This window comes from Sediminicola sp. 1XM1-17 (assembly GCF_037203765.1).
In the GTDB taxonomy this organism is placed as follows: domain Bacteria; phylum Bacteroidota; class Bacteroidia; order Flavobacteriales; family Flavobacteriaceae; genus Sediminicola.
Genome location: NZ_JBBCAS010000006.1, coordinates 272,579 through 290,422, shown reverse-complemented (window position 1 = coordinate 290,422; position 17,844 = coordinate 272,579). Strand labels below are relative to the sequence as shown.

General features: G+C 42.9%; 17 protein-coding genes. 12 read left to right on the top strand and 5 right to left on the bottom strand.

Annotated features, from left to right (window positions below; all coding sequences use genetic code 11):
• Nucleotides 1-152 precede the first annotated feature (152 nt).
• From WAA86_RS11205 to WAA86_RS11170, 8 genes are all read left to right on the top strand, one after another.
• Nucleotides 153-401 carry a type II toxin-antitoxin system ParD family antitoxin gene (locus tag WAA86_RS11205; RefSeq protein ID WP_337301096.1) on the top strand — a complete coding sequence of 83 codons (249 nt, stop codon included), beginning with the start codon at nucleotides 153-155 and terminating at the stop codon, nucleotides 399-401.
• On the top strand, nucleotides 394-693 hold the full coding sequence (locus WAA86_RS11200; RefSeq protein ID WP_337301095.1) for a type II toxin-antitoxin system RelE/ParE family toxin: 300 nt from the start codon (nucleotides 394-396) through the stop codon (nucleotides 691-693). Before WAA86_RS11205 ends, WAA86_RS11200 begins: the two co-directional genes overlap by 8 nt.
• A gap of 592 nt (nucleotides 694-1,285) precedes the next feature.
• Nucleotides 1,286-1,831 carry a heme NO-binding domain-containing protein gene (locus WAA86_RS11195; protein ID WP_337301094.1) on the top strand — a complete coding sequence of 182 codons (546 nt, stop codon included), beginning with the start codon at nucleotides 1,286-1,288 and terminating at the stop codon, nucleotides 1,829-1,831.
• The gene (locus WAA86_RS11190; protein ID WP_337301093.1) at nucleotides 1,828-2,640 is read left to right on the top strand and encodes a sensor histidine kinase; all 813 of its coding nucleotides are present in this window, start codon (nucleotides 1,828-1,830) and stop codon (nucleotides 2,638-2,640) included. Before WAA86_RS11195 ends, WAA86_RS11190 begins: the two co-directional genes overlap by 4 nt.
• Nucleotides 2,641-2,702: 62 nt before the next feature.
• Complete coding sequence (locus WAA86_RS11185) at nucleotides 2,703-3,398, top strand: FAD-binding oxidoreductase (protein ID WP_337301092.1); 696 nt, start codon at nucleotides 2,703-2,705, stop codon at nucleotides 3,396-3,398.
• 53 nt (nucleotides 3,399-3,451) lie between these two features.
• Complete coding sequence (locus tag WAA86_RS11180; RefSeq protein ID WP_337301091.1) at nucleotides 3,452-3,889, top strand: hypothetical protein; 438 nt, start codon at nucleotides 3,452-3,454, stop codon at nucleotides 3,887-3,889.
• 77 nt (nucleotides 3,890-3,966) lie between these two features.
• Complete coding sequence (locus WAA86_RS11175; RefSeq protein WP_337301090.1) at nucleotides 3,967-4,776, top strand: amidohydrolase family protein; 810 nt, start codon at nucleotides 3,967-3,969, stop codon at nucleotides 4,774-4,776.
• Nucleotides 4,777-4,849: 73 nt separating this feature from the next.
• Nucleotides 4,850-5,686, top strand: coding sequence for an alpha/beta hydrolase (locus WAA86_RS11170; protein ID WP_337301089.1), 837 nt, complete (start codon nucleotides 4,850-4,852; stop codon nucleotides 5,684-5,686).
• A gap of 213 nt (nucleotides 5,687-5,899) precedes the next feature.
• Here WAA86_RS11170 and WAA86_RS11165 read toward each other — a convergent pair whose 3' ends face one another.
• Together WAA86_RS11165 and WAA86_RS11160 are read right to left on the bottom strand one after the other, a co-directional pair.
• The gene (locus WAA86_RS11165; RefSeq protein ID WP_337301088.1) at nucleotides 5,900-8,140 is read right to left on the bottom strand and encodes an efflux RND transporter permease subunit; all 2,241 of its coding nucleotides are present in this window, start codon (nucleotides 8,138-8,140) and stop codon (nucleotides 5,900-5,902) included.
• A gap of 43 nt (nucleotides 8,141-8,183) precedes the next feature.
• Nucleotides 8,184-8,966, bottom strand: coding sequence for a DUF547 domain-containing protein (locus WAA86_RS11160; protein ID WP_337301087.1), 783 nt, complete (start codon nucleotides 8,964-8,966; stop codon nucleotides 8,184-8,186).
• Between the two features lie 187 nt (nucleotides 8,967-9,153).
• Here WAA86_RS11160 and WAA86_RS11155 point away from each other — a divergent pair, with 187 nt between their 5' ends.
• From WAA86_RS11155 to WAA86_RS11140, 4 genes are all read left to right on the top strand, one after another.
• On the top strand, nucleotides 9,154-9,873 hold the full coding sequence (locus WAA86_RS11155; protein WP_337301086.1) for a TIGR04283 family arsenosugar biosynthesis glycosyltransferase: 720 nt from the start codon (nucleotides 9,154-9,156) through the stop codon (nucleotides 9,871-9,873).
• Between the two features lie 176 nt (nucleotides 9,874-10,049).
• Nucleotides 10,050-10,535, top strand: coding sequence for an acetyl-CoA carboxylase biotin carboxyl carrier protein subunit (locus WAA86_RS11150; protein WP_337301085.1), 486 nt, complete (start codon nucleotides 10,050-10,052; stop codon nucleotides 10,533-10,535).
• A 9-nt stretch (nucleotides 10,536-10,544) separates the two neighbouring features.
• Nucleotides 10,545-11,987, top strand: coding sequence for an acetyl-CoA carboxylase biotin carboxylase subunit (gene accC / locus WAA86_RS11145; RefSeq protein WP_337301101.1), 1,443 nt, complete (start codon nucleotides 10,545-10,547; stop codon nucleotides 11,985-11,987).
• Between the two features lie 3 nt (nucleotides 11,988-11,990).
• Nucleotides 11,991-13,532, top strand: coding sequence for an acyl-CoA carboxylase subunit beta (locus WAA86_RS11140; RefSeq protein WP_337301084.1), 1,542 nt, complete (start codon nucleotides 11,991-11,993; stop codon nucleotides 13,530-13,532).
• Nucleotides 13,533-13,590: 58 nt separating this feature from the next.
• On the opposite strand, the gene acs is transcribed toward WAA86_RS11140, so the two are convergent.
• From acs to WAA86_RS11125, 3 genes are read right to left on the bottom strand one after another with little or no spacing between them, the layout of a single operon-like run.
• A complete protein-coding gene (acs, locus tag WAA86_RS11135; RefSeq protein WP_337301083.1) occupies nucleotides 13,591-15,498 on the bottom strand; it encodes an acetate--CoA ligase in 1,908 nt (635 codons plus the stop codon).
• A gap of 32 nt (nucleotides 15,499-15,530) precedes the next feature.
• Entirely contained in the window at nucleotides 15,531-17,243 is a 1,713-nt protein-coding gene (locus tag WAA86_RS11130) for a sodium:solute symporter family protein (RefSeq protein ID WP_337301082.1), read from the bottom strand.
• A 30-nt stretch (nucleotides 17,244-17,273) separates the two neighbouring features.
• Nucleotides 17,274-17,534, bottom strand: a complete 261-nt coding sequence (locus WAA86_RS11125) for a DUF4212 domain-containing protein (protein ID WP_337301081.1) — start codon at nucleotides 17,532-17,534, stop codon at nucleotides 17,274-17,276.
• Nucleotides 17,535-17,844: the final 310 nt, after the last annotated feature.

Sequence of the window (17,844 nt, the reverse complement as noted above, 5' to 3'; positions counted from 1 at the left end):
ACTCGGAATTGCTAACGCAGGCGCCAAACCAAAAATAAAGGTATATTTAGCCCGTAACTGACGGTTATACGAGACCGCTGGGTGTAATTTGAAAATCGAGCTGATTTTGGATTTTTTACCAATTTTTGGTAAATTTGATTAAAAGTAAAATAATGAAAAATACATCTATATCACTTGGAAATTACTTTGACCAGTTTGTACAAACTCAGGTTTCTACTGGTCGATACAAAAATGTTAGCGAAGTTATAAGAGCTGGACTTAGAATGTTGGAGAATGAAGAAAGTAAGGTAATCGCATTGAGAAATGCTATACAAGAAGGATTGAACAGTCCTTTAGTTGAAGACTTTGACTTTGATGAAAATCTGAAAAGACTAAAAGCAGAAAAAAGAAAGAATGGCTAAAGTTATACTGAGACAAGAAGCCATTAACGACTTAAATAAAATTTGGGACTACACCTTCGAAAAATGGTCTGAAAAGCAAGCCGACAAATATTATGCAACTGTTAAAATGGTTTGTAATGGAATTGGAGAAAGTCCTGATATTGGAATAGAATATGACGAAATAAGCAAAAACTTACTAGGACTAAAATCTGGAAAGCATATAATATTTTATCAGCAAATATCCAGTGATAAAATTGAAATCATAAGAATTATACACGAGCGAATGGATTTGAAAAATAGGATAACCGAGTAAAAACTACAAACAACATTGGCTATAATTCATTGTGGCATCATGCAAAAAACAATAATAGAAACCACCAAACGGCCTGATTTCATAAGTGTAATAGTCTACGAGCCAGCGCTCCAACCCTCCCACCGCTCTCGCAGATGTCGTCACAACGAAATCATAATCTACATGCTAGCGCCAATGGTGCAATAATGAAAAGCACTACGGAGGGCAACGGTGAATAAATTAATTTGACTTTGGCTCGGGCAAAGCCGATCCTTTTTAATTAGCCTTACCAATCATTACGCAAGCAATACGCACTCACCCCCTAGCCCGACCTTTCAAAGCAATTTTCCAAACCTTTGAGGCTCACTGAGCCCCTATATAAATCTTTATTCTTCCAAAATTGGTCTATATAATATCTTTTCTGGAGGTTTCCTGCTTATGCATTTTAAAGGAATCCCAGGTGATGCGGAGCGTATTTAAGGCAAACCTAACCTTCAATTATTTAATTTTGATTACTTTATACGGTACTTCCTAAAATATCCATACAAAGTCTTGCGTTTTCATATATTAATGACTTAGTTAGACCCCACAACCTAAAAATGAAACGGACCACGTGAAGGGAATCATATTTAATATTGCAGAACAATTTATTACTACACATTACGGCGATGATACCTTGGAAACCATTATGGAGGATTGCAAGCTTATTACCAAAGACCCTTTTGTAGGCCCGGGCACCTATCCTGACGGGGATCTATTGGAAATAGTACGGATTGCCTCAGAAAAGGTGGAACTGCACTCAGACGAATTCCTAAAACGGTTGGGACATTTTACATTTGGCAAATTGGCAGAAAGGCATCCCTATTTTGTTGCCAATTATGAACATCCTAAACAATTCCTACTTACGGTGGACAATGTGATCCATGTGGAAGTAAGAAAACTCTATAATGGGACCCAACTACCAATGTTTCAATATGCAGAGCCCAATGCTAAGGAATTGATAATAACCTATTATAGCAAAAGAAAAATGTATGCCCTCATGGAAGGGCTCATCAATGGGGTAGCGGATCATTTCAACATTGCCATTGAACAACAACAGAACAAATACATCAAGGATGGAAACGAATTCTGTAATTATCACTTAAAATTTGCAGAATGACAGAATTGGAGAGATATAAAAAAAAGCTGGAAACCGCAGAGCAGAAGGTCAGGATCTTGGAGGACATGATCGAGGTCAGGACTCGGGAATTATATATGTTCAACCAGGAACTGGAAAGAAAGAACAAGGACTTGGAATTGTTTACACATATTGCTGCCCATGATCTGCAAGAGCCACTCATTTCCATCAGCAACTTCTCCGATTTACTGCTTCTTAGATATGGTGGCCAATTGGATGAGAGGGCCCAAAAATACCTAAATACCATCATAAATTCCTCCACACGGATGCGGGAAATGGTCCGTAATCTCATGACCTATAATGATATTGGGGTAGAAAAAGTAAAAACCAAGGTAGATTGCCATGCCCTTGTCATGGAAGTACAGAACGACCTGGCCGATAGTATAGAACGCACACAGGCAACTTTTAACTTGGCACAATTGCCAAGTGTATCTGGTTATGAAACGGAACTGCGATTGCTCTTCCAAAACCTGATATCCAACGCCATTAAGTTTCGCAAGAAAGATACCAGCCCCATAATTAAAATCAGTTCGGTCAAAAAAAGCAATGAGGTGGAGTTCATAGTAGAAGATAATGGCATTGGTATCCTCAAAGAAAATGAGGAAAAAATATTCCTGATCTTCCAAAGGGTCCACAGTAAAATGGAATACGAGGGAACCGGAATAGGTCTTGCCCACTGTAAAAAAATTGTAGATCATCACAACGGTCAGATATGGGTGGAGGGAGTTCCCGATGTAGGCTGTGCGTTTCATTTTACAATGCCCTTGGCAAAGACTGGCCACGGCATGTAGTTATTGTCACCCAAAATCATGGGATAAATCCTAGCAAATAATTCAGTATCTTAATCTGGTCAATGTTGAACAACTTAGAACCAGCAAAAATGGGCCAGCATATCGTTAAAATATTGGAAGCGCATTACATCACCCATGATGTAAAACGTTTTGTCGTGGAAAAACCTTCGGGCTATGATTTTATTCCTGGCCAGGCCACAGATGTTGCCATAAACCTTCCCGAATGGAAAGACCAATTGAGACCATTCACCTTCACCTCCCTAAGGACTCAAGCGTATCTGGAATTTATGATAAAGATATACGATGGTCATCATGGTGTTACCCAAAAGTTGGGCAGTATCAATGCCGGAGCAGAACTCATACTTCACGATGTATATGGTGCCATTACCTACAGGGGACCTGGCGTTTTTATTGCCGGTGGATCCGGAATAACCCCGTTTATTTCCATTTTCAGGGAACTCCATAAGCACAGGAACCTTCAAGGCAATAAATTGATCTATTCCAATAAAACTTCGGAAGATGTAATTATGGAAACGGAGTTACAGGAAATGCTCCAAAATGATTTTATAAAAATTTTTACGCGTGAAAACGTCGTGGGATTTCGTGGACTTAGAATAGACCGCAGTTTCCTGATAAAACACATAGCCAATTTCAGTCAGAACTTTTATCTCTGCGGACCCAAAGTTTTTGTTGAAAATATCACCCAACTTTTACTGGACCTTGGAGCGACAGCAGAAACCTTAGTTTTTGAAAAATAGAAATCTTACGCAACGTTTTACACTTTTGTACACCTAAGGGAAAATCACTTTTTATGAAACTATTCTCTTTTGCCGTCAGTATCCTTTTTATCTTATCATCCTGTAACAAGGATTCGGATAAATCCCTTTACCAAGAATATGAGGGAAGTTGGGTTTTGGTAAAAATGTCGGGGAATACCCCCAATTCCGAAACTACAGGCCCAGCCATGCAATGGCAAGAAACATATTTGTTCAAAAGTAATGGCACATTCTTAAAATCCAGAAAACAAGGGGGATCGGTCACAGATTCAAAAGGCACATTTACGGTTATAAAATCGGAGGAAGGCACTAGGTTGGAGTTAACACATCATACGGATAGCGAAATTATTGGCAGTTGTCTGGGAAATCAAAAGGAAGTATTGTATTTGGAATCCAAGGAAGTACTTACCAGTACTTGGAACCACTGTGATGGCCCTGGATTGGTCTATGAAAGAACAATGAAGATGATTTAACCCTAATCTCTGGAGTGTTTCCTGTTTCAATTGTAAAAAAGCTTCCTTACTTTTACAAGTGAACAAATATCTCATCTATGATCATCGACGTACATACCCACATTAACAACTACCATGAAGACCGTGTAGTTTCCTTGGAAGAATGCCTAAATAAACTTACGGAATCCATGGAGGAGAACAAGGTAGATTATTCTTTGGTGCTCACTTCCTATAAGGTGAACGAGCACAGACCCAGCACCAAAAGGGTTGTGGAGGCCGTTGCAGACAGGAAAAACCTGGGCGTGGTCGCAGGAATCAGTTATTTAAACTACAACCATAGGGATCTTTATGAAATCAGTGATTTCTTGGAACAAGGTCTTATAAAAGGATTGAAACTGTATCCCGGATACGAACCCTTCTATCCCAATGACAATAGGCTAAAAGTAGTGTATGATATGGCGGTGGAGTTCGATGTACCGGTTATGTTCCATTCCGGAGACACCTATTCCCCAACGGGAAGGGTTAAGTACTCCCATCCCCTACATATTGATGATGTGGCGGTGGACAACCCCGATATGAAAATAGTTATCTGCCATGTGGGTAACCCATGGATCAAGGACTGTATGGAAGTGGTCTACAAGAACAATCACGTACATGCCGATTTTTCCGGGCTGGTCCTAGGAAATTTTTCGGATAAGTTTGAAAGGTTCATGAAAAAAGAACTGGAAGAAATGATTACCTACGCCGGGGATCCAAAGTACCTATTGTACGGCACGGATTGGCCAATTTCAAACATGAAATCCTACCTTAATTTCATGAAACAATTGGATCTTCCCGAAGAAAAAAAAGAACTGATCCTTTGGAAAAATGCTGCCGAGCTTTTTAAAATAGATGTTTCAAAATTATAAACAGAGACCTGCAGGTAACCAAAGACCTCAACAAACTTCAGCGAAATCCAATAAACTACAAGTACCATTATCCATGATAAAGTATATACTGTGCCTGGGCATGGCCCTTTGTTTTTTTTCCTGTAAAACGTCCCATACAGGCATATTACAAGGTCCTGAGAAAGCCAATCCCATAGTTTTGGAGCATACCCTAGAAATACCAAAATTGGAACGCACCAGACAAATAAGGATATACCTGCCCCCAGGATATTATGCGTCGGACCGCGCCTATCCTGTCCTCTACATGCAGGACGGGCAGAATCTCTTTGATGATGCCACGGCATATGCCGGCGAATGGGGAGTAGACGAGAGCCTAAACAACCTATCTGCCAAAGAACAGCTCAAGATGATCGTGGTAGGGATAGATAACGGGCAGGAGAAAAGGATCAATGAATTGAGCCCCTGGGAAAACAAGAAATATGGCAGAGCAGAGGGTGAGGCCTATGTGGATTTTATGGTCCATCAATTGAAACCTTTTATAGACCGTAATTTCAGAACTCTTCCCGATCGCAAGAATACGGCCCTGATGGGCAGTTCCTTGGGTGGGTTGATCTCCCATTACGCCCTTTTTAAATATCCCGAAATTTATGGCAAGGCCGCCATTTTTTCTCCTTCATATTGGTATGCCGAGGAGGTTTTTAATTTCACGCAAAACCATCCGCTTCCCAGAAACACCAAGATCTTTTTATTGGTTGGGGAAAAAGAAGAAGGAATGGTAGCCCCTGCAAAAAAAATGTACCAACTCATGTTGGAAACGGGCCAAAAGAAGAAAAACCTAAAATGGGTCTCCGATCCCGAAGGGGAACACAACGAACGCTTTTGGCGCAGACAATTTACCCCCGCCATGGAATGGCTTTATCTGGGCCGATGATAGATCAACCAATTGGATCACCTCAACAATCCTTTATTTTTTTGGTAAGACTGTGTAAAATCTATTAGTACCGACCTCCCTACCTTCCGCCAAGCGGAATGATATTTTTTTGTTGTTTAAGGAGGTAAGGGGATTTTTTAATGTTTCCCCACCGATCCCATCGGCGGAAAAAAACTAAAAAAATAGTACGGAGGTCCACGCCTACCCTCGTCATTACAAATATTTTCGGATCAGTACCGGTAACAGTAAAAGATCAAACACCAGGGCACTCAACAAAGTAACGGCAGCCAAAAGTCCAATGATCATACTGGGTTCGTTATTGGAAAACAACATCACTGCGAAACCAAAAAAGAGAATCACCGTGGTAATGACCAAGGCCCTGCCGGTTTCTGAAAAAGTTTTGCCCAATGCCTGCTCCTTCGGCAATCCTTCCGCCAGGCAAATCCTGTACTTGCTCAAAAAATGGATGGTATCATCCACGGAAATCCCAAATACCAGGGCAAATACAATAGATATGGTAGCCTCCAAGGGAATATCCAAAAAACCCAGCAAGGCACCGCAGAACAATAAGGGAAACATATTGACAGCTATGGAAATGAAGAGCAATTTCAGATCCTTAAAAATAAAGGCCATCAAAAGTCCAACCAAAAAAATAGCGGCCAGCAATCCCTGTAAAATATTATTGCGCACATCATTGGCATTGGTGTCCAACAGATACCCTTTTCCTGTTAGGGTGAACCCTACTAGGGACGAGTCTGTTTGCGTTGCTATAAATCGGTTGATATCCTTGTACATATTCACCAAGCTATCCGAGCCCACATCCAAGACTCTAGCGGTTATCCGGGCTTTGGAGCCATCTTGATTTACAAATTTGGAATATCTCTTTCTGCTCAATTTCTGTACATCCCTTGCCAGAAGGTCATATTCCTCTTGGGTATCGGGCAAACGGTAATAGGAACTTTGGTTCAGATTATGGGCCTTATTGGCAAATTTATAGAAGGTGGTCACCGATTGTACGCTCCTGATGGCCGCCTCTTGTTGCAGTCGACCTTCCAATTTATCCATCTCCATCAAAACCCCATAATCGGAAACGGTATGGCCTTTTTTGGCAATTACGGCAACCTCCAAAGGTCTGGAACCCGCATAATTGGTTTGGAAAAATTCAAAATCTGAGGCTATGCTACTGTTCTTTGGAAGACTTTTATAGAACCTATAATTGGTATTGATATTGTAAACCCCTACAAGACATATGATTCCAAAAACGAGACTGCCCACCATAATGGCCCTGCCATGGTTCTTGGTGAATTTCTGTATCCACAACAGTTTCCCACTGCTCCAAGAATAACCCACATTTTCCCTTAGCAAATATCGTTTATGGACCAGTACCAATAAAGCACTGCCCAACAGCATCACGGTTACAAAGGTCACCATGACCCCTATGGCCGAGATGAGTCCAAAATCGCGAATGCCCTCCAATTTGGAGGTCAATAGGGACAAAAAACCCAATGCGGTGGTCATGGAAGTCAAAAAGGTGGGCACACCTACACTTTTCAAGGTAATGAGCATAGCAGACACCTTGTTCTTGCCGGCATTCAATTCCTGGAGATATTTGTCCATAAGATGGATGACGTCGGAAACACCAACGATCAGGATAAGAATGGGATAAAAAGCAGACAGGGCGGTTAGTTCCTTGCCCATAACCACAACCACCCCTAAAAACAGTAAAAGTGATATACCTATGGACGCAAAAGCAATTCCTATAATGGCTGCCTTTCTATAGATCAGAAATAACAATAAAATTACCAGTACCGAGGAGGCTATGGTGGTAAAAAGAAGTTCGCTTTTTTGCAGTTCAACAATCGCCTTGTAAAAAGGCGCCCTTCCCAAAACATGGTAATTTTCCAGGGAATGGGACTCCAGTAGTTGTTCCATGCTCCCCAGCAACTCTTTGGACTGCCCGTAGTCCAGATGCTCTTCCGTTTCCAAAACTACCACCATAGAGGATGCTTTGGTATCTATAAAAGAGTTCACAAAAATATTTTCTTCCCTGATCCGTTTCCAATCCTCCTTGTAGGCGGTAGTATCCTCCCTATGGATAATCGGTAGACCGGTATATCCGAAAGAAGTCTTTAGCGGATAGGACAGGGTGGTCAGGGATTCGCTGCGCCGTATATGGGGCAAGGTCTTGGCATCCATGGAAAACTGATGGAACCGTTCCAGAAAACCCGTATTGAAAACAGTGCTATCGCTTTCAATGGCGATAAAAAGGTAACTATCATCCGTGCCAAATTCAGAGACAAAATCCTGATATAACTCCAGCTCCTCATCCCCCTCGGGAAAAAATGGTTGAAGATCGAAAGAAAATTTAAGCCCGGTTAACGAGAATCCTGCTGCCAGGGCCAAAAGCACAAAAACTGAAACGATATATTTTTTATAGCCAATAAGCTGCTCCATCGATACTAAAAAATCATCGTTTTAAACTTTTGTGGGAACCTCCCTATAATTCTATAAAATTATCCAAATATAAGGTCCAATCGTAGTTCTTATAAACTAAATCCACCCCTTCCGTACTTTTGATGATTCCGTTTTTCTTAAGGATGTCCTTTGTACCACCTTTCCCACCAAAATCGCCCCTGAACCAACTGAACAGGGAGGTCACGGCAGCTTCTCTTTTAACACTATCAAATTCCGATGTTTTGGTCAGGAACCGTTTTGTGCCCTTAGCCAGTTGTTCATCCAGTCTATCCGCTTCGTAAATGGCAACAGGAGGACAATCCTTGGCACCACAATTAAGTGCAAAATGGATGCGATAGTCCCTCTTTTCTACCCTAAGGGTACGTTCATATTTCCCAGGGAACCATTTTCTTATGTATCCCAAACCGTATTCCCATTGAGATTTTCGGACCATCCCATGCTCAATATCTGCAAAAGAGAACATTTTGCCCGCAATATTGATCTGTTCCCTTTTAAAGAAACTGCTGCGGTCTTCATATAGTTCAGGATTTTTGGCCAAAATGACCTGTATGTAGGCATTGTAGATATTCAGCCAAAAGGCTGTTTTCTGATCGTTGGTCTCTAATCCTGATTCCAATTCCTCCAAACTTGCATTGGCCAACACATTTTGAAGATCCTGTGTATCCTTCCCTTCTTTGATGTTGGTCAAAAACTGTTCCGACAATGCATTGAAATCTATCTTTTGGTCATCCAGAACAACATCACTTCCATGTTCAAAGGATATCAAAGGCAGAAAAAGAAGTACTAATATGCTGAGTGCTTTCATAAGTAATAGTATCTGTTTGCTAATATAGTTACGCAACTTTTTGCAAATAGGTTTTACTTTTAGTCACTATTTCTTGGGATAGCTTTCAAATTAAACATTTCTTTTTAATTTGAAGACATAAAATCTGAACCCTAACCTTCGTACCTTCGTACTTAATTAGGAGGTACAACCCTTTTGAATAAAGCGTATGTTAAGTATTGTTATTCCCGCACACAACGAAAAAGAAAATATTGAAGGTCTTTTCAAAATACTCTCTGCACAATTAAAGCAGCACCCATCCTTACAGGTGGAGGTATTGGTTATACTGTCGGGCGGGAATACGGATGGGACGGAACAAATACCAACCACGGGGCCATTCCATATTGTCAAATGCCCAGGAAAGGGAAGGGCCGTACAAATGAACATGGGCGCCCAAATGGCCAAAGGCAGTATTCTGGCCTTTCTACATGCCGATAGTATTCCCCCTACTGGATTCTTAACCAATATTTTTGAAACCATTGGCGACGGTTTTGGTGCAGGCCTTTTTTCATATAGGTTCGACAAGAGCGGGCCACTGCTTAAAATAAACGAATTTTTCACCGCCAAGGACGGACTCTTCACAGGAGCTGGGGACCAATGCCTTTTTATCACCAAGGCCAACTTTGAACAATTGGGCGGCTTTAATGAAGATCAGGTCATCATGGAGGATTTTGAATTTTGGGACAAGATCAAGAAGAACAAGATCACCTATAAAATAGTCAACAACAACCTTGTGGTCTCTGCCAGAAAATATGACTACAATTCATATTTGCGGGTAAACTTCACCAATTTGGTACTCTTCGTGATGTACAAGACAGGCTTCACCCCCGAAAAAATAAAGACTACCCATAATACCATGTTGAATCTCCCCAACGACAATTACAAGTAGGACTTACCTTGCCAAAAACGCCCACAACCGGGGTATTTTTTCATCAGCTTAAAAATTAAATATATCTTTAAGCTGTTAAAGTTATCTAGACCTTGCAAGAGCAGATATGGATTCTCTCTTACCTCCTATTCGCAATGAATATCCCTAGGGCTAGGTATTTCTAAACCCATAGTTTGATGAATAAAAAATTTGAAGTAACTGTAGATGAAAACTACAGCTTTACCATTCCATGGTCAGAATTGGACCAATTGGACACTTTGTCCATGGGACCAGGGCAGTACCATGTGCTGCAGGACAACAGACCCTTTAAGGCGGAAGTAATAAAATCCGATTTGAACCAAAAGGAATACACGGTCAAAATCAATAATAAACCCTATGAAATATCGATTACCGATGACCTCGATCTACTGATCAAGGAAATGGGTTTTGCCCTGGGTTCCTCCAAACAGATCGATTCCATCAAAGCTCCAATGCCCGGATTGATACTGGACATACACGTGAACCCTGGTCAATCGGTAAAGGAAGGAGAGCCCTTACTTATTTTGGAAGCCATGAAAATGGAAAACATCATCACCTCCCCTAGGGAGGGAGTTATCAAGTCGGTACCCATAAACAAGGGAACTGCTATTGACAAGGGACAGTTATTAATTGAATTTGAATAAGTGATGAACATAAAAAAGATATTGATTGCCAACCGTGGTGAAATTGCCATTAGGGTTATGAAAACTGCCCAGAAAATGGGCATCAAGACGGTGGCCATCTATTCTACCATAGACAGAAATGCTCCCCATGTAAGATTTGCCGATGAGGCCGTGTGCATTGGGGAGGCACCTTCCAACGAATCCTACCTTTTGGGCTCCAAGATCATAAAGGTTGCCAAAGAGCTCCAGGTAGACGCAATTCATCCCGGCTATGGATTTCTCAGTGAGAACGCTGCCTTTGCCGAGGAAGTGGAAAAAAACAACCTCATTTTTATCGGTCCAAAGTCGGACGCCATAAAAATAATGGGCAGTAAGCTGGCCGCCAAGGACGCTGTTAAAGACTACGGCATCCCCATGGTTCCGGGAATTGACAAGGCCATAACCGATATTGAAAAGGCAAAGGAAATTGGGAAGAAAATTGGTTTTCCCATATTGATCAAAGCTTCCGCAGGAGGTGGAGGAAAAGGGATGCGGATCGTAGAAAAAGAAATCGATCTGGAATCACAGATGAAAAGGGCCATTAGCGAAGCGACTTCGGCTTTTGGGGATGGTTCCGTGTTTATTGAAAAGTACGTAGCCTCCCCCAGACACATAGAAATCCAAGTGATGGCGGATACCCATGGGAATATCCTGCATCTTTTTGAAAGGGAGTGCAGTATCCAACGTAGACACCAAAAGGTGGTGGAAGAAGCCCCATCCTCCGTCCTTTCTCCCGAGTTAAGGACAAAGATGGGCGAAGCTGCCGTAAAAGTGGCGCAAGCCTGCGACTATGTAGGTGCCGGAACGGTGGAATTCCTGTTGGACGAAAACCATAACTTCTACTTTCTGGAAATGAATACCAGGCTACAAGTGGAACATCCCGTCACGGAACTGATCACTGAAGTAGATTTGGTGGAACTCCAGATCAGGGTAGCCAGGGGCGAAAAGCTACCAATGGCACAAAAAGATCTTCAGATCAAAGGCCATGCCCTGGAATTACGGGTATATGCTGAAGATCCGTTGAACGATTTTTTACCAAGTGTGGGTCATTTGGACACCTATGTTTTGCCAAAGGGCGAAGGCATACGAGTAGACAATGGATTTGAACAAGGTATGGATATTCCCATCTATTACGACCCCATGTTGGCCAAATTGATCACCTATGGAAAAACAAGGGAAGAGGCCATCCAATTGATGATCGCAGCCATTGACGCTTACCAAGTCACCGGTGTGGAGACCACGCTGGCATTTGGAAGGTACGTTTTTGAACATGAAGCCTTCCGATCGGGTGCTTTTGACACACATTTTGTGAAGAACTATTATTCTCCGGAAGCATTAAAGAGCAGAAACGAAGAAGAAGCGAAAATAGCGGCCATGATCGCTTTAAAACAGTACTTGAAAGACCAAAAAATTCTAAGATTGCCAATTCAGTAACATATGGATTCCAAAATAAAAGAACTAGAGGATAAAATTGCCAAGGCCCATTTGGGAGGAGGTGAAAGTAGGATCAAAAAACAACATCAAAAGAAAAAACTGACCGCCCGTGAGCGGGTCAATTACTTGATGGATGAGGGCTCCTTTGAGGAAATAGGGATTCTGGTGACCCACAGGACCACCGATTTTGAAATGGAAAAGGAAATGTATTACGGTGATGGTGTAATTACCGGGTATGGTACCGTCAATGGACGATTGGTCTATGTTTTCGCCCAAGATTTTACGGTGTTCGGCGGGGCACTTTCAGAAACCCATGCTGAAAAGATCTGCAAGATCATGGACCTGGCGGTAAAAGTAGGAGCGCCTTTGGTAGGGTTGAACGACTCTGGCGGGGCAAGGATACAGGAAGGGGTAAGGTCCCTTGGAGGCTATGCTGATATTTTTTATAGAAATGTTCAGGCGTCTGGGGTTATCCCACAAATTTCGGCCATTATGGGACCCTGTGCCGGCGGGGCCGTTTATTCTCCCGCAATGACCGATTTTACGATGATGGTGGAAGATACCAGCTATATGTTCGTTACCGGTCCCAATGTGGTGAAGACAGTAACCAATGAAGAGGTAACCTCTGAAGAACTCGGAGGTGCCAGTACACACTCCTCCAAATCCGGAGTGGCGCATATTACCTCGGCCAATGATGTGCAATGCCTGGAGGACATCAAAACACTTTTGGGATATTTGCCTCAGAGCAACAAAGAGACGCCAACAACAATTCCATTTGAATTAGGGGACGAAGTAAGGGATAACCTATCCGATATTATTCCAGATAACGCCAATAAACCTTACGACATGCACGAGGTGATCAAGGGCATTATTGATGACGATAGTTTTTACGAAATACATAAGGACTATGCAGAAAATATTATTGTTGGATTTGCAAGATTGGGAGGTAGAAGTATTGGTATTGTAGCCAACCAGCCTATGTTCTTGGCAGGGGTGTTGGACGTGAACAGCTCTAAAAAAGCAGCGCGTTTTGTTCGTTTTTGTGATTGTTTCAATATTCCGCTGTTGGTCCTGGTAGATGTCCCCGGTTTCTTACCCGGAACGGATCAGGAATGGAACGGTATCATCGTACACGGTGCAAAACTGTTGTATGCCCTTAGTGAGGCAACCGTTCCAAGGATTACGGTTATCACCCGTAAGGCCTATGGTGGTGCCTATGATGTGATGAACTCCAAACATATTGGGGCCGATCTTAATTATGCTTGGCCAAGCGCAGAAATTGCGGTGATGGGGGCCAAAGGTGCCAGTGAGATCATCTTTAGAAAAGAGATTTCTGCTTCGGACGATCCAGGGAAAAAACTTTTGGAAAAGGAGGCAGAATATGCCGACAAATTTGCCAACCCCTACCGTGCGGCACAGCGTGGATTTATAGACGAGGTAATATTGCCCAAGGATACCAGAAGGAAACTTATCAAAGGTTTCAGCATGCTGGAACATAAAGAGATGGTACTGCCCAATCGAAAGCACGGGAATATACCGTTATAACATAAAAAGGCCTTCTGAAAAGAAGGCCTTTTTATTTGGCATATAGGGCGCAAAACCCCTATAATTTATGTTCAATGATTTCTTGGACCACTTCCGGGTTCAACAGTGTGGAGGTATCCCCCAAATTATCCATCTCGCCACAGGCTATCTTCCGTAAGATCCGTCTCATGATCTTCCCTGATCGGGTTTTTGGCAGCCCGCTGGTAAATTGGATCTTATCCAATTTTGCGATGGGGCCAATCTGTTCGGTAATAATCTGGTTGATCTCTTTTCTCAGGTTGTTCTGGTCTCGGGATTCTCCGGTGACCTTTAGGATCACGTATCCGTACAATGCACTTCCCTTGATTTCATGGGGAAAACCTACAATGGCAGATTCAGCTACGGCCGGGTGTTCATTGATAGCGTCTTCAATGGGTGCTGTTCCCAAGTTATGGCCAGAAACGATGATCACATCATCTACCCTACCGGTGATCCGGTAATACCCTACCTCATCCCTCAAGGCCCCGTCCCCGGTAAAATACTTGTTCTCAAATGCTGAAAAATAAGTATCCTTATACCGCTGATGGTTTCCCCAGATAGTACGGGCCATGGAAGGCCATGGGAATTTGATACAGAGCCTGCCATCTACCTGATTGCCTTTAATTTCCTGCCCATTCTCGTCCATTAGGGCCAATTGTACGCCAGGCAATGGCAAGGTGGCATAGGTAGGAATCGTTGGGGTGGCATAAGGGATGGGCGAGATCATGATCCCCCCAGTTTCGGTTTGCCACCAGGTGTCCACAATTGGACTTTTCTTTTTTCCTACATTCACGTTGTACCAATGCCATGCCTCCTCATTAATGGGTTCCCCTACGGTTCCCAGAACTTTGATCGAGGAAAGATCGTGCTTTTCAACATGGTCCAAACTCTCTTTGGCCAAAGCTCGGATAGCAGTTGGAGCCGTATAGAACTGACTCACCTTATGTTTTTCTATGATCTCCCAAAAACGACCGAAGTCGGGATAACTCGGAACCCCTTCAAAAAGGACGGTGGTTGCCCCATTGGCCAATGGACCATAGACAATATAACTGTGGCCGGTGATCCAGCCAATATCGGCGGTACACCAGTAGACGTCCTTCTCCCTATATTGAAAAACGTTCTTGAAAGTATAGGCCGTATAAACCATATAGCCTGCGGTGGTATGGAGCATGCCCTTGGGCTTACCAGTAGATCCAGAGGTATACAAAATGAACAGAGGGTCTTCTGCATCCATGATCTCTGGAACACAGTCGTTATAAGCCTCGTCCAACAAGGGTTGTAACCATTTGTCCCTGCCCTCCTTCATATTAATCTTGGAATGTATCCTTTTGGCCACCAAAACGGTTTTTACTCCGGGACAGTCTTGAAGTGCTTCGTCCACGATCCCTTTGAGATCTATTTCTTTTCCCCCGCGGTAAGAGCCGTCGGAAGTAATTACCATTTTACAATCACTATCATTGATCCTAGTGGAAAGGGCGGTAGATGAAAAACCCGCAAATACCACTGAATGGATGGCCCCAATACGGGCACATGCCAGAAGTGAAATGGCCAGTTCGGGTATCATCGGCAAATAGATACATACCCTATCCCCTTTTTTTATGCCCTCATCCTTGAGCACATTGGCAAATTCGCAGACACGTTCATGCAATTGCCTGTAGGTGATATGCTCCGCCTCCTCATCCGGGTTATTAGGTTCAAAAATAATGGCCGTTTTGGATCCTCTGGTTGGCAAGTGCCTATCGATACAGTTCTCCGTGATATTGAGTTGTGCACCCTCAAACCATTGTACCTCAGGTTTGGTGAAATCCCAACTCAGAACCTTGTCCCATCTTTTGCGCCATAAAAAATGTTCTTCGGCCACTTCTTCCCAAAAACTTTCTGGATCCCTTACCGATTTGCGGTATACCTGAAAATACTCTTCTAAATGCTTTATATGGTAATTGCTCATGCTTAGATACTGCTTGTATTACTAGTTTTAATTTAGTGGACGGCCGCATTTCCCGCTCCACTGGGAATACGGATATCCTCAACGATTTCTTGCACTTGTTCTGGGGGATCTGGCGTAAATAGGTTGACCAATATGGCTACCATAAAGTTAACGATCATAGCGATGCTACCAAAGCCTTCCGGGGAAATTCCAAACCACCAGTCCTTGGAAAGTCCGGCTACGGCCTCTTTACCGCCATCAAAAAGTCCAAATTTGAATTTCAACATATAAAAAAGCATCAAGGAAATCCCTACGATCATTCCAGCTATGGCCCCTTCTTTACTCATTTTTTTATAAAAAATTCCCAAAACTATGGCAGGAAAAAAAGAAGCTGCCGCCAGACCAAAGGCAAGGGCAACCACTGCCGCCACAAACCCAGGTGGATTGATCCCAAAATAGCCTGCTATGACCACCGCAACGGTCGCAGAAATCCTAGCGGCCCATAGCTCGCCCATTTCCGAGATATTGGGCTTAAAAATACTCTTGATAAGATCATGGGATACGGACGAGGAGATCACCAACAACAATCCAGCTGCTGTGGAGAGCGCTGCTGCCAAACCTCCGGCTGCAACAAGGGCAATGACCCAGGCAGGTAGATCAGCAATCTCTGGATTGGCCAGTACCATAATATCGTTATCTATAGTGAGCTCGTTATCTTTTTTACTGGCCACATATTGTATTTTTCCATCCTGGTTCTTGTCATCAAATACAAGAAGCCCTGTTTCTTCCCAGTTTTTAAACCACGTGGGCATGGCGGCATACGCTTGGCCACTAACGGTATTGATAAGGTTTGTTTTGGCAAATACCGATACCGCAGGAGCGGTCGTATATAAAATGGCGATGAGCAATAGGGCCCACCCGGCAGATTTACGGGCGTCCCTTACCCTTTTAACCGTAAAGAACCGAACGATCACATGGGGCAGTCCAGCCGTACCTACCATAAGGGCCAAGGTGATGGCAAATACATCCACGATAGATTTGGAGCCGTCCATATACTCTGCAAAACCGAGCTCGGTGGAGAGTCCGTCCAATTTCTCCAACAGGTACATCCCAGATCCATCATTGATGGTTGAGCCCATTCCCAATTGGGGAATAGGATTTCCCGTCATTTGAATGGATATGAAAATGGCAGGAACCATAAAGGCAAAGATGAGCACGCAGTATTGGGCCACCTGCGTATAGGTAATCCCCTTCATACCGCCCAGGACAGCATAAAAGAGCACTATAACCATCCCTATGAGGACTCCTGTGGTAATATCAACCTGTAAAAATCTGGAAAACACCACGCCTACCCCCCGCATTTGTCCGGCCACATAGGTAAAGGATACGATTAGGGCGCATATTACGGCGACGATCCGTGCTGTTTTGGAATAGTAACGTTCCCCGATAAAATCGGGCACCGTAAACTTTCCAAATTTCCTCAGATATGGGGCCAATAATAAGGCCAATAACACGTATCCGCCCGTCCACCCCATAAGATATACAGAGCCGTCATATCCGGCAAACGCAATAATACCCGCCATGGATATAAAGGAGGCCGCGGACATCCAATCTGCCGCTGTGGCCATCCCATTGGCCAATGGGGAGACATTGCCACCTGCAACGTAAAACTCCTTGGTAGATCCTGCCCTAGACCATATGGCAATGCCTATATACAGTGCAAAGGTCAATCCCACAATAATGTAGGTCCATAATTGCACACTCATATGATGCAAGGGTTATAAATGATACTATTCCTATTCATTGTACCCATATTTTTTGTCCAGTTTGTTCATTAGCCTAACATATACAAAAATGAGGATGACAAACACATAAATAGAACCCTGCTGGGCAAACCAAAAGCCTAGCTTAAAGCCTCCTATTTTTATGGTATCCAAGAAATCCTTGAACAAGATTCCAGCACCATAGGAGACTAAAAACCAAATGGACAACAAAATCAACAAATACCGTACATTTTCCCTCCAATAGGCATTGGCCTTGGCCTGTTTATCTGTCATCTGCTGTTTGGTTTTTTTTGATTAAAATAGCACCATACGATTCGGTTCTCCATAAAAAGAGATACCGAATTTCTTTTACGATATTCTAAAAATAGAGATTTAACAGGTAGCAATCAACATTTTTCATGAATCGTTTTATTGAAAGAATATCAAATTATTTAAGTCCGTTGATTTTTATAATCCGGGCCAGGACAACTGCTTTGAAAAAGTTCCTTTTAGATCGGATTGAGAACGCTGTACTTCCATTTAAATATGACCTTTGCCGTAGGCCCTAGGCCAGTTAAAACCGTATATAGTATAACTTAATCAT

Coding starts and splice junctions, on each gene's coding strand:
- WAA86_RS11205 (WP_337301096.1), top strand. CDS start 153: ATGAAAAATACATCTATATCACTTGGAAATTACTTTGACCAGTTTGTA.
- WAA86_RS11200 (WP_337301095.1), top strand. CDS start 394: ATGGCTAAAGTTATACTGAGACAAGAAGCCATTAACGACTTAAATAAA.
- WAA86_RS11190 (WP_337301093.1), top strand. CDS start 1,828: ATGACAGAATTGGAGAGATATAAAAAAAAGCTGGAAACCGCAGAGCAG.
- WAA86_RS11185 (WP_337301092.1), top strand. CDS start 2,703: ATGTTGAACAACTTAGAACCAGCAAAAATGGGCCAGCATATCGTTAAA.
- WAA86_RS11180 (WP_337301091.1), top strand. CDS start 3,452: ATGAAACTATTCTCTTTTGCCGTCAGTATCCTTTTTATCTTATCATCC.
- WAA86_RS11175 (WP_337301090.1), top strand. CDS start 3,967: ATGATCATCGACGTACATACCCACATTAACAACTACCATGAAGACCGT.
- WAA86_RS11170 (WP_337301089.1), top strand. CDS start 4,850: ATGATAAAGTATATACTGTGCCTGGGCATGGCCCTTTGTTTTTTTTCC.
- WAA86_RS11165 (WP_337301088.1), bottom strand. CDS start 8,140: ATGGAGCAGCTTATTGGCTATAAAAAATATATCGTTTCAGTTTTTGTG.
- WAA86_RS11160 (WP_337301087.1), bottom strand. CDS start 8,966: ATGAAAGCACTCAGCATATTAGTACTTCTTTTTCTGCCTTTGATATCC.
- WAA86_RS11155 (WP_337301086.1), top strand. CDS start 9,154: ATGTTAAGTATTGTTATTCCCGCACACAACGAAAAAGAAAATATTGAA.
- WAA86_RS11150 (WP_337301085.1), top strand. CDS start 10,050: ATGAATAAAAAATTTGAAGTAACTGTAGATGAAAACTACAGCTTTACC.
- WAA86_RS11140 (WP_337301084.1), top strand. CDS start 11,991: ATGGATTCCAAAATAAAAGAACTAGAGGATAAAATTGCCAAGGCCCAT.
- acs (WP_337301083.1), bottom strand. CDS start 15,498: ATGAGCAATTACCATATAAAGCATTTAGAAGAGTATTTTCAGGTATAC.
- WAA86_RS11130 (WP_337301082.1), bottom strand. CDS start 17,243: ATGAGTGTGCAATTATGGACCTACATTATTGTGGGATTGACCTTTGCA.
- WAA86_RS11125 (WP_337301081.1), bottom strand. CDS start 17,534: ATGACAGATAAACAGGCCAAGGCCAATGCCTATTGGAGGGAAAATGTA.